Source organism: Pseudomonadota bacterium, assembly GCA_008501635.1.
GTDB lineage: Bacteria > Pseudomonadota > Gammaproteobacteria > QQUJ01 > QQUJ01 > QQUJ01.
Genome location: QQUJ01000018.1, coordinates 346,043 through 361,823, shown reverse-complemented (window position 1 = coordinate 361,823; position 15,781 = coordinate 346,043). Strand labels below are relative to the sequence as shown.

Genomic DNA, 15,781 nt, shown 5'->3' with positions numbered 1-15,781 from the left:
GCAATACACAAGGAAGCGGAATCTCGGCGTATGCGCGTATAATGGCCGCCGCAATGCGCCGGCAGACGGGAGGAAGAGCGCCGTGATTAACGTCAACGATCTGATGACGACCAATCTCTACACCTTGAGCGAGAACGATACCCTGCGTACCGCCAGACTCGCCATGGCTGAGCATCGCATTCGCCATATTCCCATCGTCGACGCGGACAATCGCTTTCTGGGCATTCTGACGCAGCGTGATGTCCTGGCGCTGACCGTCTCTTCTCTGGCCGACATGGACGCCGAGGAACGCGAAGCCCTGGATACCAACATCACGTTGCGTGAAGTGATGAGCCGCAACGCGCTCACCGTCGACGCCAAGACCAGTCTGCGCGAAGCCGCGGGACTGATGCTGGAAAGAAAGATTGGCTGCCTACCGGTGGTTACCGGCGATTATCTGATCGGTATTCTTACCGAGGCGGATTTCCTCAAGCTGGTGGTCCACCTGGTCGATCGCATCGAAGAGTTGGGCGAAGAGTACTGACAAGTTCTTAAGTGGAGTCATCCCCGGGTCTGTACGCCGAGAGAGGTAAGGCCGTTACGCTGCCGCCCTTGATCTCCTTTACCTCGGTGATCTTGGCCACACCTTCCTTCTCAACCTCGTCGATACGCACCACGGCATGCATGGGAATGTAGGTGCGGTTCACGCCTTCAAATTCGCTTTTTAAACGCTCCTCCGCCGGATCCACCAGCATCGCCGAACGCTCCCCAAAGATCAGTCCATCGACTTCCACGAAGCCGTACATGCTGGACTGGGAAACCCCCTTGGCGTAGAGCTCATACACCTTGCCTTGGTTAAAAAAAACCACCTTGAAGACACTGCGTTTCTTTGCCATAGCGCTCTCGTAACGTGCGAGGTATGAAAGGCGGGATTTACTTTACCCGCCAGGGTGAGAGTATCACGTGCGCGGCCCGGGCAGCCGCCCTTGTTCGCGATAGACACGATAGTCATCCAGAATACGCGCGTGATCGAACGCCAACGGTTCAGGTAGTGCATCGAGCGCAAAGACGCCAACATCTGCCGCATCATCCCCTGCCGACGGCTTACCCTGTGCCTGCGCCACATAAACCGCGCTTGCCGTATGCCCACGGACATCGCGCGCAGGTTCCGAATACAGACCCAGCAACACCACCAGCTGCGCCGCCAACCCGGTCTCTTCCAATGCTTCGCGCGTTGCCGCCCGTTCGACGCTCTCACCCACATCAACGAAGCCGCCGGGTAATGCCCAACCCAACGGAGCGTTACGCCGTCGGATCAAAACAATGGGTCTTCCCGGCTGGTCAATGAGTTCGATGATGGCATCCGCGGCAAGCTGCGGTGTTTCGGGTCGCGGCATAGTGACTCCCTGATTCAGAGCCTGCATTGTAGAGCGCATCGACAGGCACGTCGAAATGAGATCCTGTATTATTGCCCCTCCTTTGAAGCCGCAGGACCCCGCAATGCTCATCGTTATGGACCATGCCGCCACTCCGGATCAGATTGCTGCCGTTACCGACAGAATCCGTGAGTTGGGGTATACCCCGCAACCCATACCCGGAGAGAACCGTGTCGCCATCGGTGTACTGGGCAATCATGGGTATGTCGACGAGGAACCGTTTCGCGGCTTGCCGGGGATTCTTGAACTGATCCACGTCTCGAAGCCCTACAAACTGGTGAGTCGCGACTTTCATCCCCAGGATACCGTCGTCGGCGTAGGCAACGACGTACGTTTCGGCTGGTCTGAAGAACCGGTGATGATCGCCGGTCCGTGTGCGGTGGAAAACCGCGATCAGCTGCTGAACGCCGCCCGCGCCGTCAAGGCCGCCGGCGCGCGGGTGCTGCGCGGTGGTGTCTTCAAGCCGCGCACCGGTCCCCACACCTTCCAGGGCATGGGTTACGACGGACTGCAGCTCCTGGAGGAAGCGCGCGCTGAAACCGGTCTGCCTTTCGTAACCGAAGTGATGCGTATCGACCAGTTGGAGCGCGTGGCGGAATCCGCGGACTTTCTGCAGATCGGCGCCCGTAACATGCAGAACTTCGATCTTCTGAAAGAGATCGGCCAGCTCAAAAAACCGGTCATGCTCAAACGCGGACTGAGCGCAACAATCGAAGAATTTCTGGCCGCTGCCGAGTACATCGTCAGCGAAGGGAACGATCAAGTCGTGCTATGCGAACGCGGTATCCGCACCTTTGAAACCGCGCTGCGCAACACGCTCGATCTCGGCATCGTGCCCTATCTCCGCCAAATCACCCACCTGCCGGTTATCGTCGACCCCAGCCACGCCACAGGTCGGCGCGAAATCATCGGCCCGGTGACCAAGGCGGCGTTGGTGATCGGTGCGGCGGGCATCATGGTGGAAGTACACCCGGAACCCGCCAAGGCGTTGTGCGATGGTCCGCAGGCGCTGACCCCCGGTTACTTCAACGAATTGATGCGCGAGATCAATGCATTGCGCGCGGCGTTGGCAACCTCGGCCAAATCGTTCCACACCGCCGCTTGAGCGGCGCCACCAGGCGTAGCCGCGCGCGACGCTGCCGAAAGGCGTACCGTCACCCCCTGCGGCGTCGAGCTGTCCGGCTCGTGCCGTCAGCGCCCAGGCTTCGTCGAGCGCTTGTGACCAGGCGACCGCGAGCGAGTGCGAATGGCTGCCGTCTACTGCCGAGTCGGTCCGCTCCCAGGTAAACGCCACAGATCCTTGCCCAAGATAGCGAACCACCGTGAGGCTGGTGCACGATTCCAGCAATCCCGAACCTAGACCGAACGCTGTTGCGGTAACGACGTAGGGCGCCAAGCGCGCGATCTCCCGTTGTATGCTGGCGCTCGGGTCATGAAAGGCGCGACAGCACGACCCTTCGTAGAAGGCAATACCACAATCGTCCTGGTGCGGGCCTGTCTCCCCGCCGCGTTTCATCAGTCCGGAGAAACTGAAACAGATGTCGGCGGGGATGTTGGTGCTCATGCCGAGAAGTTCACACACGGGGTCTGGTCTAGCGTGGTCACTGAGATCTGAAAGAACCTGTTCGCTCCACGTTTCCGGTTCAAACCAACCGCAGGAGCGGTTGTGCACTTTTGCGTTACACCCCCCCATCCTTGGGTATCCTCTGCGTTTCAACGCCAAGCCCTTGCTGCTATCATCCCCGCCCTAACCAGTGCGAACCGTCCAGGAATGGCATGAACAACATCGTCTTGATCCAGATCTCCGGCGACGACAGCCCGGGTCTGACCGCCTCGCTGATGGAGGTACTGGCCCAATTCGATGTGGAAATCCTCGATATCGGTCAGGCGGTTGTCCACAACACCCTGTCGCTGGCGATGCTGGTCAAGATCGGGCCGGGCGAAGACGGGGTGCTTAAAGAGGTGCTGTTCCACCTGCACAAGGCGGGGCTCAACGCGCGCTTCACGCCGGTCGACGACGACGAGTATCTGCGCTGGGTCGGCGGACGCGGAAAATCACTGTACGTCATCACTGTGTTCGGTCGCGAAGTCACTCCCGATCACATGGCACGCGTCGCCAAGGTGATCAGCGGTCATGGGCTCAACATCGACGAAATCCATCGCCAGTCGGGGCGCGTGCCGCTCGACCCGGCGTTGGATCAACACCGCCGCTGCGTTGAACTGGTTGTGCGCGGCGAACCCCGCGACGAACACACCATGAAATCGGCGTTCATGGAGATCTCTCACGAATCAGGTGTCGATATCGCCTTCCAGCGCAACAACGTCTTTCGGCGCAATCGGCGGCTGGTGGTGTTCGACATGGACTCGACGCTCATCCAGCATGAGGTTATCGATGAACTCGCCAAGGAGGCCGGTGTCGGCGAACAGGTTGCGGCCATCACCGAATCGGCCATGCGTGGCGATATCGATTTCAAGGAGAGCTTTCGCCAACGCCTGGCGCTGCTTAAAGGTCTCGACGCCAGCGTGCTGGAAACGATCGCGCAGCGACTGCAACTCACCGAAGGCACCGAACGGCTGTTTGCCAATCTCAAGGCGCTGGGCTACAAAACCGCCATCGTCTCGGGCGGTTTCACCTTCTTCGGCCAGCACCTGCAGCAAAAACTCGGTATTGATTACGTCTACGCCAACGAGCTGGAAATCACCGACGGCAGGGTAACCGGCCGGGTCGCCGGTGAGATCATCGACGGCCAGCGCAAAGCGGAACTGCTCAAGGAGATCGCGGTCAAGGAGCACATCAACCTCGAGCAGGTGATTGCGGTGGGTGACGGCGCCAACGATCTGCCGATGCTGGAAGCCGCCGGACTCGGCATCGCCTTCCACGCCAAACCCATCGTCAAAGCCAACGCCCGGCAGGCCATCTCCACGCTCGGGCTGGACGGAATTCTCTATCTGATCGGGTTACGGGATTACGAGATACTGAACTAAGCATGCGTTCCGGCTCGGTCCGCAACACCTCGCACTGAGCACCCTGAAAAAGCATTCCCTGCCGCAAAACCAATCTATACTCAAGCATAGTGGCGGGTATCGAGGAGCCGCTAGCGCAGAAATCCACATCGTTCGGTACAGAGGAGGTGGTGGCCATGTGGCGACCAATATTTGCAGCAATTCCGACGCTCCTGATTGCAAGTCTCATGAGCGGCCTGGGTACGGCAGCGGATACGCGGAATCCAGCCTTGTGGAAACACCACACCACCGGCGATTTTGCCGAGGTATTGGATGCCATCAAGTTCGGGCTGGAAACGCATCAGTTCACCATCACCAGCGAGCAAAATCTCTCCGGAGCACTGGAGCGCAACAAGGAGGCGCTCGGGGAGATGCGCTGGAACACCATCGGCTTCGATCATGTCCAGGCCGTGCACTTCTGCTCGCTCCTGTTCAACCTGGACGCGATCAATACCGATATCGATCTCGCGGTTCTCTGTCCCTTCAAACTGGTTGCCTATACGACGCGGGCAGCACCGCGGAAGGTTACCGTCATTACCATCCGGCCGAGCTATCTTGTCCAGCACGAGCCCAGCGCGAAAGCCAAAGAACTTGGCGAACAGATGGAGCAGAGAATCATCAGCGCGATTAAGGCGGGCATGGAGCCGTTCTGAGCGACCTCCAGCACGATCAGCGGTTTATCTGCGACACTCGGTTTTCACCATCACCCCACGCAAGCGGCGATCCGCTTGTCATCGCGCCTTGAACCCCGAACTTCCACCTGCACGGGAATGGCAATGCGACAACAATCTCTGACCCTCAAAGCTTGCAGCGTTGCCGGCGATCCGCCGCGACCGCGGGTGGCTCGCTGACACAGCACACCGACGGTTTCGCTGCACACCTCAACGGCGAGCAATATCGCGGTCAGCTCTTCGGGCTCGCTCACCATCGGGTCATGGCCAGTTCTCAGTTCCACCACGTTCCAGCCCGCTTCCTCGCGTACGCGCCGACGCATAACATCAATCACAGCTCGCGCGGGATTCTGAGATAGGTTCTAGGTGCGAGGGAATTGCGCGATACGCCGGATATCGAATGACAAGGGATCCTGGCAGACCCCGACCGACTGGGGTGTCTGGCGCCGGCTCACCCACTCCCGGTCGGCACCCTGCAAGCCAAAGAGCTGCGCATCCGGCGGTGGTATGGCTGCCCCACCGCTTTGACGGGCAGCCTCGATGCGACCCTTGATGATCTCCGCAGGATGCCGGCTACTCCAACGCTCCCCCGGCTTGGGCACCACGGCATCCACGTAGATCAGGTGCCGGATCAACCCCGGACACTCCCGCTCCAGCGTGTCTGCCGTGCCGGTGATCACCATTCTCGCGTAGCTGTGCGCGACCAGCACCACTTCGTCCGGCTCCTCGCTGCGAATCAGATTCAACACGTCCTGGACGTGCGTCGCGAGTCGAATATCGGCATTGATCAGATGCGCCCGCTCCGGTCAAAGCGACGGCGGATGCCTCGCGCCCCGCCGCGCGCAGCACCATCCCCCGTGCCCGGCTCCGTGAACCAGAACGTAGTACGACATGACGATTCCATCGTGGTGATCGGGTCAAGTGAAGCAGCTCGGCGCAGCCTGCACCACCCCGGAGCAACCTCGCTCAGGGCGCAGCGAAGAACTGATGGAGGACCTGGTCGCCGACTTGAATTCCCAGACGCTCCGCCAGCCCGGCATTGATTTCAAGAACCGCGATCGCCGGGCGGAGCGAACTGATGCTGCCCAGCGAGTAGGGTGTGGTGCCGCGGGCGATGTGGACGATGCGCCCGCCCTTGTCGACAAACAGCATATCGAGGGGGAGCGGTGTGTTTTTCATCCACATGATCACAACGTGCTCGTGTGGGTGCACGAACAGCATGCCGACCGTGTCCGGGAGCGCTTGGACAAACATCAGGCCACGGGCGCGTTGCACGGGATCGATGGCCAGAAACACGTCGAAGCGCTCCTCACGTCCTGCGGTGGTGCGGATCGCCACCTCGCCACGGCCGAATGACTCGGCGAGCGCGCGCCCCTGCGCAGTGACCTGCGTTGTGCCCTGAGCGTGTGCGCTACCGCCCAGCAGCAGCCCTACGATCAAGGACGCGACAACGATTCTGCAGGGGCTCATGAGGGATCGATCCAATACCCGCCTGGCGTACGCGGTGTTAAACGGTCAGCTCAGCGGCGGCTCGCGGCGTGAACGCCGTGAGCCACGCGATTCGGCATCAGCTTAGCGCAAACAGAAACGCCGCGACTCCGCGCGGCGTTTCTGTTTCTGCGTTAACGGCGAATTTCTACCCGTCCGCACCGGCTTCTTCAGCAACGCCCGGCTTGCCGGCCAACTCCAGAAGCAGCTGATTCAAGCGCTGCACGAATCCGGCCGGGTCTTCCAGTTGACCGCCCTCGGCGAGCAGCGCCTGGTCGAATAGTATGTTGGCCCAATCGCCGAAACGCGCATCCTCTTTTTCCTGCGCCAGTCCCTCGACCAGGGGGTGGCTGGTATTGATCTCGAGAATCGGCTTGCTGCCGCCTACACTCTGCCCCAGCGACTTCAGCATGCGCTCCAGGTTGGCGCTCATATCCGTCTCGTCGACCACCAGGCAGGCGGGTGAATTCTTCAGGCGTTCGGTGGCGCGCACCTCCTTTACCTTGCCTTCCAGCACCCCCTTGATACGCTTGATCAAGTCTTTTTCCTTGCGCGAAACCTTCTTTTTCTTGCCCGCGGTCTCGACCCCGCCGCTGAGTTCCTTCAGGTCGAGCTCGCCGCGCGTGACCGATGCCAGCGACTTGCCCCCGAACTCGTCGAGGTGCGAGACCAGCCACTCGTCCACGCGATCGGAGAGCAGCAACACCTCGATACCCTTGTCGCGGAAGACCTCCAGATGCGGGCTGTTCTTGGCCGCGAGGAAGGTCTCGGCGGTGATGAAGTAGATCTTCTCCTGCCCCTCTTTCATGCGGCCGATGTAATCGTCCAGCGAAACATTCTGCTCCTCGGTATCGGCATGGGTCGAAGCGAAACGCAGCAGTTTGGCGATGCGTTCCTTGTTGGTGAAGTCTTCGCCCGGCCCCTCTTTCAGTACCCGGCCGAACTCTTTCCACAGCGCCTGATACTTCTCGGGATCGTTGGTGGCGATGCCCTCCAGCAGTCCCAGCACCTTCTTGACCGAGCCCGAGCGCATGGAGTCGATCAGTTTGTTGTGCTGCAGGATCTCGCGCGAGACGTTGAGCGGCAGATCCGCCGAATCGACGATACCGCGCACGAAGCGCAAATAACTCGGCATCAGGTGCTTGGCGTCATCCATGATGAAGACGCGCCGCACGTAGAGCTTTACGCCGTGGCGCTGCTCGCGATCGAACAGATCGAACGGCGCACGTTTCGGGATATAGAAAAGCGAGGTGTACTCCTGCTTGCCCTCGACATGGCTGTGCACCCAATCCAGCGGTTCCTCGAAATCGTGGGCGATGTGCTTGTAAAGCTCCTTGTACTCATCGTCGCTCACGTCCTTTTTATTCCGCTGCCATAGTGCAGAGGCCTGATTGATAGTCTCCTCTTCGTCGGTCTTCTTATCCTCTTCCTCCTTGCGCATCAGAATCGGCAGGCTGATGTGGTCGGAGTAGCGGCGAATGATCGACTGCAACCGGTAGCTGGTGAGCAGCTCATCCTCGCCCTCGCGCAGGTGCAGCACCACTTCGGTGCCGCGCTGGGGACGGTCGACGGTTTCGATGGAGAAGGTGCCCTCGCCGTCCGATTCCCAGCGCACGCCGTGCTCGGCGGTGAGGCCGGCGCGGCGCGTGGTCACCACCACCCTGTCGGCGACGATGTACGAGGAGTAGAAGCCGACGCCGAACTGGCCGATCAGCTCGGCGTCCTTGGCCTGCTCGCCGGTCAGCGCTTTGAAGAATTCGCGGGTCCCCGACTTGGCGATGGTACCGAGGTTGTCCAGCACCTCCTGGCGATTCATGCCGATGCCGTTGTCGCGCACGGTGATGGTGCGGGCCTCTTTGTCGTAGTCGATGCGGATCTTGAGGTCGGCATCACCCTCGAACAGGGCATCGTCGGCAAGGGCCTCGAAACGCAGCTTGTCGGCGGCATCCGAGGCGTTGGAAATGAGCTCCCGCAGGAAGATCTCCTTGTTGGAGTAGAGGGAGTGGATCATCAGCTGCATCAACTGACGCACTTCAGCCTGAAAATCCAGGGTCTCCTTGTGGGCTTCTACACTCATGGGTACTCAAACTCCTTGGTCAAAGGTAGATTAGGCAGGATTATTGATTCAGCTCGGGCAGATAGTTGGGGTTCGTTTGGCACTTTTCAACCCCCAATCGCCACCGATGGGACCATATTCTGCTGAAAATGTGCAGTTGCAGCACAATCGGCGGGTGTTTAAAATCACCCCTTCTCCGGCAAGAGGACCCACAAGAGCGGCGTCAAACCCTGCACCATTGACAAAGCCTCCCCAGCGCGTCCTTACCGGCAGTACCCACAAGCCCGCGCACCCCCGGCCCTTGCCCATGACCCGGCCCTCGTATCTACCGCCAACAAGGTACAGAATCAGAGCACGGCATCATTCGATTTTCTTGGTCTTAGGCTACGGAGGGTATTGCGATGCGCTACATCAAACGGTTCGCTGAACTGGGCATGCAGGATGTACCCCTGGTGGGGGGCAAGAATTCGTCGCTGGGCGAGATGTACAGCGCCTTGTCGGGGAAGGGAGTCAAGGTACCAAACGGATTCGCCACCACCACCGACGCCTATCATCACTATCTGCAGCACAACCAGCTCTTCGAACGCATCTCCGAGGTGCTGGAAGCGCTCGACGTGGACGACGTCAGAGCGCTGGCCGCCACCGGCAGACAGGTCCGCCAGTGGGTGCTCGAGGGTGAGATGCCGCAGGAGCTGGCCGACGAGATCGTCGCCGCCTACGGTGAGCTGGCCGTCGAGTACGGCGACAATCCCGACGTGGCGGTACGCAGCTCCGCCACCGCCGAGGATCTGCCCAGTGCCTCGTTCGCCGGCCAGCAGGACACCTACCTCAACATCCGCGGCGCCGAACAGCTGGTCGCCACCTGCCGCAAGGTCTTCGCTTCGCTCTTTACCGACCGCGCCATCTCCTACCGCGTCCACCAGGGTTTCACTCATATGGATGTCGCGCTCTCCATCGGCGTGCAGAAGATGGTGCGCTCCGACCTCGCCGGTTCAGGGGTCATGTTCACCCTCGACACCGAGACCGGATTCCGCGACGCGGTCTTCATCACCGCCGCCTACGGCCTGGGCGAGAACGTGGTGCAGGGTGCGGTCAATCCCGACGAGTTCTACGTCTTCAAGCCGACACTGGAGACGGGCAAGCGCCCTATCATCCGCCGCCACCTGGGCGAAAAGGCGCTACGCATGGTCTATTCCGACGATCCGCGGGCCGACAACCCGGTCAGGAACGTCGAAGTTCCGGCCGCGGAACGCCAGCAGTTCTCGATCAGCGACGACGAGGTGCTGCAGCTCGCCCGTTACGCGGTGACCATCGAGAAGCACTACTCGCAGCAAACGGGCCGCGCCATGCCCATGGATATCGAATGGGCGAAAGACGGCCAGAGCGGCGAGCTGTTCATCGTCCAGGCCCGCCCCGAGACGGTGCAGTCCACCGACAATGGCACCTATCAGGAGATCTACAAACTGGAGACCCGCGGCAAGGTGCTGTGCCAGGGCAAGAGCGTCGGGCAGAAGATCGCGGCCGGCAGGGTGCGGGTGATCATGGACTCCGAGCAGATGACCGATCTGCAGCCCGGCGAGATCCTGGTCACCGACATGACCGACCCCGACTGGGAGCCAGTGATGAAAATCGCCGGCGCGATCATCACCAACCGCGGCGGGCGCACCTGCCACGCCGCCATCATCGCCCGCGAGCTGGGCATCCCCGCCATCGTCGGCTGCGGCAACGCCACCCAGGTGCTGGAAGAGGGGGCGGACGTCACCATCTCCTGCGCCGAAGGCAACAACGGCATGATCTACGCGGGCCTGCAGAAGTACTCCATCGAGCGCATCGACCTCGGCAACCGTGAAAAGCCCAAGACCAAGATCTACGTCAACGTCGGCAATCCCGAAGTCGCCTTCGAGGTGAGCAAGCTGCCCGCCGACGGCGTGGGTCTGGCGCGGCTCGAGTTCATCATCAACAACACCATCAAGGTGCATCCGCGCGCATTGCTCGAATACGACCGCGTCCCGGCGGATGTGCGGCAACAGATCGACGCCATCGTCGCCGGCTACGGTGATCGCACCAACTACTTCGTCCAGAAACTGGCCGAGGGGGTAAGCAACATCGCCGCCGCCTTCTACCCGCGGCCGGTCATCGTGCGCATGAGCGACTTCAAATCCAACGAGTACGCGGCGATGATCGGCGGTACCACCTTCGAGCCCGATGAAGAGAACCCGATGATCGGGTATCGCGGCGCCTCGCGTTACTACTCCGCCGACTTCGCCGAGTGCTTCGCGCTGGAGTGCGCGGCGATGAAACGGGTGCGCGATGACATGGGCCTTACCAATGTCAAGCTGATGCTGCCGTTCGTGCGCACCGTCGACGAAGGCGTGAAGGTGCTCGAGGTGATGAAGGCCAACGGGCTGGAACGCGGCGGGAACGGACTCGAGGTCTATATCATGTGCGAGATTCCCTCCAATGCGCTGTTGGCCGACCAGTTCCTGGAGCACTTCGACGGCATGTCCATCGGCTCCAATGACCTGACCCAGCTCACACTCGGCGTCGATCGCGACTCGGGCATCCTCACCGGCTTCGACGAACGCGACGAAGCGGTGCGCAAACTCATGGGCATGGCGATTGCCGCCTGCAACCGCAACGGCAAGTACATTGGGATTTGCGGTCAGGCGCCCTCGGACTTCCCCGAGATCACCCGCTGGCTGGTGGATCAGGGCATCCAGTCACTCTCGCTCAACCCCGACAGCGTGCTCGATATGAGCGGTGTGGTGTTGGAAGAGGAGAAGCGCTTGGGTAAAAAGGCGAGTTGAGTTGTTTCTCCCGCCAAGTCGCCAAGAGCGCAAAGGAAAAGAACTTCACCGTAGGAGCGGCGGAAGCCGCGAACGAGATCTGGCAATCTCCGCAGTCATTCGCGGCTTCCGCCGCTCCTACAATCTCCCTTGCTATGCAGGTCGGGTTAGCGCAGCGTAACCCGACGTTGTGGATTCCGGATCTTCGCTGCGCTACGTCCGGAATGACGGTGTGGGGCGTCTTTGCGCGAGTAAGGTCTTTGAATCTCCAGTAGAATAGTCGGCAATTCGCCCGCATAGGATTTTTTAATGCCCCAGATCCACCCCACCCTGTTGGTCATCCTCGACGGCTTCGGGATCAATCCCGATGAAACCAGCAACGGCATCGCCATCGCCGGTACGCCCAAGCTCGACGCCTGGTTCGACCGCTACCCGCACACCCAGCTGCAGACCTCGGGCCGTGCGGTGGGGCTGCCGGAGGGGCAGATGGGCAACTCCGAAGTGGGGCATATGACCATCGGCTCCGGCTCCATCATTCGCCAGTACCTGGTGCGCATCGACGACGCCATCGCCGACGGCTCGCTGTACTTGAACACCACGCTCAACGCCGCCATCAATGCCGCGCCACCGGGCGGTAACGTCCATCTGTTGGGAATGGTCTCCGACGGCGGCGTACACAGTCACATCGACCATCTGCTTGCGTTGGTGCAGATGGTCGGCAAAGCGGGCCGAATCCCCGTCGTGCACATGATCACCGATGGGCGCGACACGGCACCGAAGTGCGCGCAGGATTATCTGCCGCCGCTGGAGACAGCGCTTGCCGCCGCGGGTGGCCGCATTGCGGTCGTCTCCGGTCGCTACTACGCCATGGATCGCGACCAGCGCTGGGAGCGTACCGAACTCGCCTTTCGTGCACTCGTCAACGGCGCAGGCCGCACTGCCGCAACCGCACGCGAGGCCATCGATGATGCCCACGCCCGCGATGAGAGTGACGAGTTCATCGTGCCGACCGTGATCGGCGCCGCGACACCGATCAGCGCCGACGATCCGGTCATCTTTTTCAATTTCCGCAACGACCGCACCCGGCAGATGACCGCCGCGCTGAGTCAGCGCACATTCGACGCTTTCGACCGAGGTGATTTTCAGCCGGTGGTGGTCACGTGTCTCACGGAGTACGACCCGGCATTCAAGCTACCCGTCGCCTTCGAAAAAGAGGTGCCGCAGACCACGCTCGCCGAGATCATCAGCAACGCCGGCCTCAAGCAGTTCCACTGCGCGGAAACCGAGAAATACGCCCACGTCACCTTCTTCCTCAACGGCGGTCACGAGGCGCCGGTGCCCGGCGAGGTGCGGGTGATGATCCCCTCACCCAGAGTGGCCACCTACGACCTGCAGCCGGAGATGAGCGCGCACGAGGTCACCGACGCCTGCATCGCGGCGATCGAGAGCGGCGACTACGCCTTCATCGTCGTCAACTACGCCAACTGCGACATGGTGGGTCACACCGCAGTACGCGAAGCCATCCTCAAAGCGGTACGCACCGTTGACGACGAGGTGAGCCGGCTGCTCGACAGCGCCGTAGCGCACGGTTTCTCGGCGTTGATCTCCGCCGACCACGGCAATTGCGAGGAGATGGTCGATCCTGTCACCAACAATCCGCAGACCCAGCATACGCTGTTTCCCGTTCCCTGCCTGGTGGTGGACGATCGCCCCTGGACATTGCGCGACGGCGGCGGGCTGGCCAACATCGCACCCACGATCCTGGAGCTCATGGGCCTGGAGATCCCGACGACCATGACCGGCGAGTCACTCTTGGTGGCTGCCGGTCAGCCCGAGGCCACGCGAACCGGCGTCGTCTGATACCCGCACCATGCCGCTCGATACCTGGCTGACCATGCTGCTCACCGCCCTGGCGATCAGTATCTCGCCAGGCGCCGGTGCGGTTACCGCCATGAGCTATGGTCTGACCCACGGGGCGCGCAATGCCTTCTCCGCGGTGCTCGGCCTGCAGTGTGGATTCATCACCCAGATCGTTGTCGTTGGTATCGGCCTGGGCGGGTTGATTGCCGCCTCGGTCACCCTCTTCACGACGGTGAAGTGGATCGGGGTGGGCTATCTCATCTACCTGGGTCTCCGCAAATGGCGCGAAGGCGGTGAGCTGAAACTGGGCCGCGTCACACTCGCTTTTTCGCATCGTCGCGCCTTTTTCGAGTCGGTGCTGGTCAATCTCACCAATCCCAAGTCGCTGGTCTTTCTGGTGGCGCTGATGCCGCAATTCATCGATCCGCATGCCGATCAGGCGCAACAGATCGCCATCATCGGCGCAACCCTGATCGCGGTGGATGTCGCGGTGATGTCCGGTTACAGCACCCTCGCCTCGCGCCTGCGTTCGCTGCTGCGCAATGAAAAGGCGGTACGGTTGCAGAACCGCATTACCGGCGGTGTGCTGATCGGCGCGGGGCTACTGCTCGCCAGTACCGATAACCGCCGGTGAACGAACCGGGAAACAAAAGACCGAACAGCACTACCACGGATCGACATGAACTGCGCTCAAGGGTACACCGCTGGTTTTGTCAACAAGCATCGCCATATAGAATTTTCGCGCCAGCAGTGGCAGATAACCTACCTGATCCTTTTCGCGACCCGCTTTATGCAACGCACGCGTTATCAGATCGCGTGTTCCAGCATCTCTTGAGAGCAACTTGTCCAGGGGGATCACTCTATTATGTAAATCCCCGTCCTGCTCCTCGAAAGGAATGTAGTACTTGGGCATGCGATCGATATCTTTCTGCTCGAACACCGAAGAGAAGAGCAACTGGTTCCGTTCCTGGATAGTCGTGGGTCGTTTGGTACCGACCACCCGTGGGCCGGTCCAGGACAATGATTTGAACTGGGGGAGTTCGGCCTGTGATAAATCTTCGTCAGACAGTTCATTGGCTGCCACCAGTACGAACCGATCCACCGCAAACACCAAGAAAACAGGTCTGGCCTGCCAGACGATCGATGCGCCGTAGACAAGCGCTGCGATCTGCAGAAAACCAATGACACCAAGATCAAACTTCAGGGTTTTCTTACCCGATTTGAAAACGACCAGAGTCAGCAGTGGGCCGATCACGACATCGACACCGATGAGAATCGTCAGCAACTGATCCGCTCCACTCGCCCTGAAATAGGGCTGTGGATACCAGATCAGCAGCATCAGCGTCACAAACAGCAGCGCGATACCAACACTGATGAGCAAATGGATTCCGGATGCAGTCCAACGCGACGCCGTTATTCTCCTCCAACGCTATTCGTAAGACATCGTTTGGCGCTTGATCACTATTAAACGACCAGCACAGCTGCGAACTTTATAGCAAAAAAATAACCCGATAACGTCCCGTGCTCGCTCACTGTGCCGGAGCGCCCTTTATGAGCAGCTGTTTTATGGCTTGCACCATTGCAACGGCTGCGGGTGCCAGAACCACCTCCTTACGCCACGCCAGCACCCAGGTACGACGCAACGGCGGCGCATCGATGGGCGCGGCGGTGAGTTCGCCGGCGGTGAGCAGCGGACCGCACACCTCACGCGACAATACCGTGTAACCCAATCCCCGATGCACGAAATCCAGCAGCATGCGCAACGAATCGGCCTCGATCACCGTCTGCAATCGCACCCCGGCGCGGAACGCGGACTGCTCGACGATGGCGCGCAGTCCGTGGCGGTAGCCGGGAAGGATCATCGGCAGCGCGGCCAGGGATTCGAAACGCACCGGGGTAGCGGCTGACAGCCCGGCATCGGGCGGTCCGATCAACTCCAGCGCTTCGATCCGCAACAGTTCGGTCTGCAGACCAGCGCTGAGCGCGCCCTCATAGAGAATCCCCAGATCCAACCGACCACCCAGCAGCCCGTCCTGGATGGCGCCGGTTAGGTCTTCGATGATCTGCAGCGACACCTCGGGATATCTCGCTCGGTAACCCTCCACCAACTCTCCCGCCATAGCGGTGCTGACGCTGGGTGGGATGCCGACGCTGAGGCGCCCACCTACCTGCCCGGGACTGCCAAGGTCGCGTTCCACCTTGGCGATATCCTCAAAGAGGCTGTAGGCGCTGTCGCGCAGCCGTTCGCCCGCCTCGGTGGGCACCACGCCACGGCCGGTACGATGCAGCAGGCTGACGCCGAGATGCTCTTCCAGCAGATGGATCTGACGGCTCAGGGCCGGCTGCGACACCCGCAGCCGTTCGGCGGCCAGGCTGAGGCTGCCCAGTTCGGCGACGTGTACGAAGCTGCGCAGATGAGTGAGATTCATGGCGCAATGATATCAGCGATACGCATAGCTGATAGAGTCAGATTGCCATTGTTTGATATCTCGGCGCGACTAG

13 protein-coding genes and 2 pseudogenes are annotated in these 15,781 nt (G+C 60.8%); 7 read left to right on the top strand and 8 right to left on the bottom strand.

Annotation, left to right across the window (positions count from 1 at the left end):
• Positions 1-82: 82 nt before the first annotated feature.
• A complete protein-coding gene (locus DWQ09_11735; GenBank protein ID KAA3627822.1) occupies positions 83-523 on the top strand; it encodes a CBS domain-containing protein in 441 nt (146 codons plus the stop codon).
• Positions 524-530: 7 nt separating this feature from the next.
• Here DWQ09_11735 and DWQ09_11730 read toward each other — a convergent pair whose 3' ends face one another.
• Both DWQ09_11730 and DWQ09_11725 read right to left on the bottom strand, forming a co-directional pair.
• Positions 531-875: a DUF1820 family protein gene (locus DWQ09_11730; GenBank protein KAA3627821.1), complete on the bottom strand. Its 345-nt coding sequence runs from the start codon at positions 873-875 to the stop codon at positions 531-533.
• A gap of 63 nt (positions 876-938) precedes the next feature.
• Positions 939-1,376 carry an NUDIX hydrolase gene (locus DWQ09_11725; protein ID KAA3627820.1) on the bottom strand — a complete coding sequence of 146 codons (438 nt, stop codon included), beginning with the start codon at positions 1,374-1,376 and terminating at the stop codon, positions 939-941.
• A 103-nt stretch (positions 1,377-1,479) separates the two neighbouring features.
• Between DWQ09_11725 and aroF the strand changes: the two genes are divergently transcribed.
• A complete protein-coding gene (aroF, locus tag DWQ09_11720; protein ID KAA3627819.1) occupies positions 1,480-2,520 on the top strand; it encodes a 3-deoxy-7-phosphoheptulonate synthase in 1,041 nt (346 codons plus the stop codon).
• 49 nt (positions 2,521-2,569) lie between these two features.
• Here aroF and DWQ09_11715 read toward each other — a convergent pair.
• Positions 2,570-2,997 (bottom strand): annotated as a pseudogene (locus tag DWQ09_11715) (hypothetical protein).
• Between the two features lie 194 nt (positions 2,998-3,191).
• On the opposite strand from DWQ09_11715, the gene serB reads away from it, so the two are divergent.
• Entirely contained in the window at positions 3,192-4,400 is a 1,209-nt protein-coding gene (serB, locus tag DWQ09_11710) for a phosphoserine phosphatase SerB (protein ID KAA3627818.1), read from the top strand.
• 89 nt (positions 4,401-4,489) lie between these two features.
• A complete protein-coding gene (locus DWQ09_11705; protein KAA3627817.1) occupies positions 4,490-5,071 on the top strand; it encodes a DUF302 domain-containing protein in 582 nt (193 codons plus the stop codon).
• Positions 5,072-5,307: 236 nt separating this feature from the next.
• On the opposite strand, the pseudogene DWQ09_11700 reads toward DWQ09_11705, so the two are convergent.
• The 3 genes and pseudogenes from DWQ09_11700 to DWQ09_11690 all read right to left on the bottom strand — a co-directional run bounded on the left by DWQ09_11700 (position 5,308) and on the right by DWQ09_11690 (position 8,654).
• Positions 5,308-5,982 (bottom strand): annotated as a pseudogene (locus DWQ09_11700) (alpha/beta hydrolase).
• Positions 5,983-6,055: 73 nt separating this feature from the next.
• The gene (locus tag DWQ09_11695; protein ID KAA3627816.1) at positions 6,056-6,559 is read right to left on the bottom strand and encodes a DUF192 domain-containing protein; all 504 of its coding nucleotides are present in this window, start codon (positions 6,557-6,559) and stop codon (positions 6,056-6,058) included.
• Positions 6,560-6,725: 166 nt separating this feature from the next.
• Complete coding sequence (locus DWQ09_11690) at positions 6,726-8,654, bottom strand: molecular chaperone HtpG (protein ID KAA3627815.1); 1,929 nt, start codon at positions 8,652-8,654, stop codon at positions 6,726-6,728.
• A 380-nt stretch (positions 8,655-9,034) separates the two neighbouring features.
• Here DWQ09_11690 and DWQ09_11685 point away from each other — a divergent pair, with 380 nt between their 5' ends.
• The 3 genes from DWQ09_11685 to DWQ09_11675 all read left to right on the top strand — a co-directional run bounded on the left by DWQ09_11685 (position 9,035) and on the right by DWQ09_11675 (position 13,913).
• Positions 9,035-11,440 carry a phosphoenolpyruvate synthase gene (locus DWQ09_11685; GenBank protein KAA3627814.1) on the top strand — a complete coding sequence of 802 codons (2,406 nt, stop codon included), beginning with the start codon at positions 9,035-9,037 and terminating at the stop codon, positions 11,438-11,440.
• Positions 11,441-11,728: 288 nt separating this feature from the next.
• On the top strand, positions 11,729-13,279 hold the full coding sequence (locus DWQ09_11680) for a 2,3-bisphosphoglycerate-independent phosphoglycerate mutase (GenBank protein KAA3627813.1): 1,551 nt from the start codon (positions 11,729-11,731) through the stop codon (positions 13,277-13,279).
• Between the two features lie 10 nt (positions 13,280-13,289).
• On the top strand, positions 13,290-13,913 hold the full coding sequence (locus DWQ09_11675; GenBank protein ID KAA3627812.1) for a homoserine/homoserine lactone efflux protein: 624 nt from the start codon (positions 13,290-13,292) through the stop codon (positions 13,911-13,913).
• 30 nt (positions 13,914-13,943) lie between these two features.
• Here DWQ09_11675 and DWQ09_11670 read toward each other — a convergent pair whose 3' ends face one another.
• Both DWQ09_11670 and DWQ09_11665 read right to left on the bottom strand, forming a co-directional pair.
• The gene (locus DWQ09_11670; GenBank protein KAA3627811.1) at positions 13,944-14,660 is read right to left on the bottom strand and encodes a hypothetical protein; all 717 of its coding nucleotides are present in this window, start codon (positions 14,658-14,660) and stop codon (positions 13,944-13,946) included.
• 148 nt (positions 14,661-14,808) lie between these two features.
• Positions 14,809-15,708, bottom strand: coding sequence for a LysR family transcriptional regulator (locus DWQ09_11665; protein KAA3627810.1), 900 nt, complete (start codon positions 15,706-15,708; stop codon positions 14,809-14,811).
• Positions 15,709-15,781 lie beyond the last annotated feature (73 nt).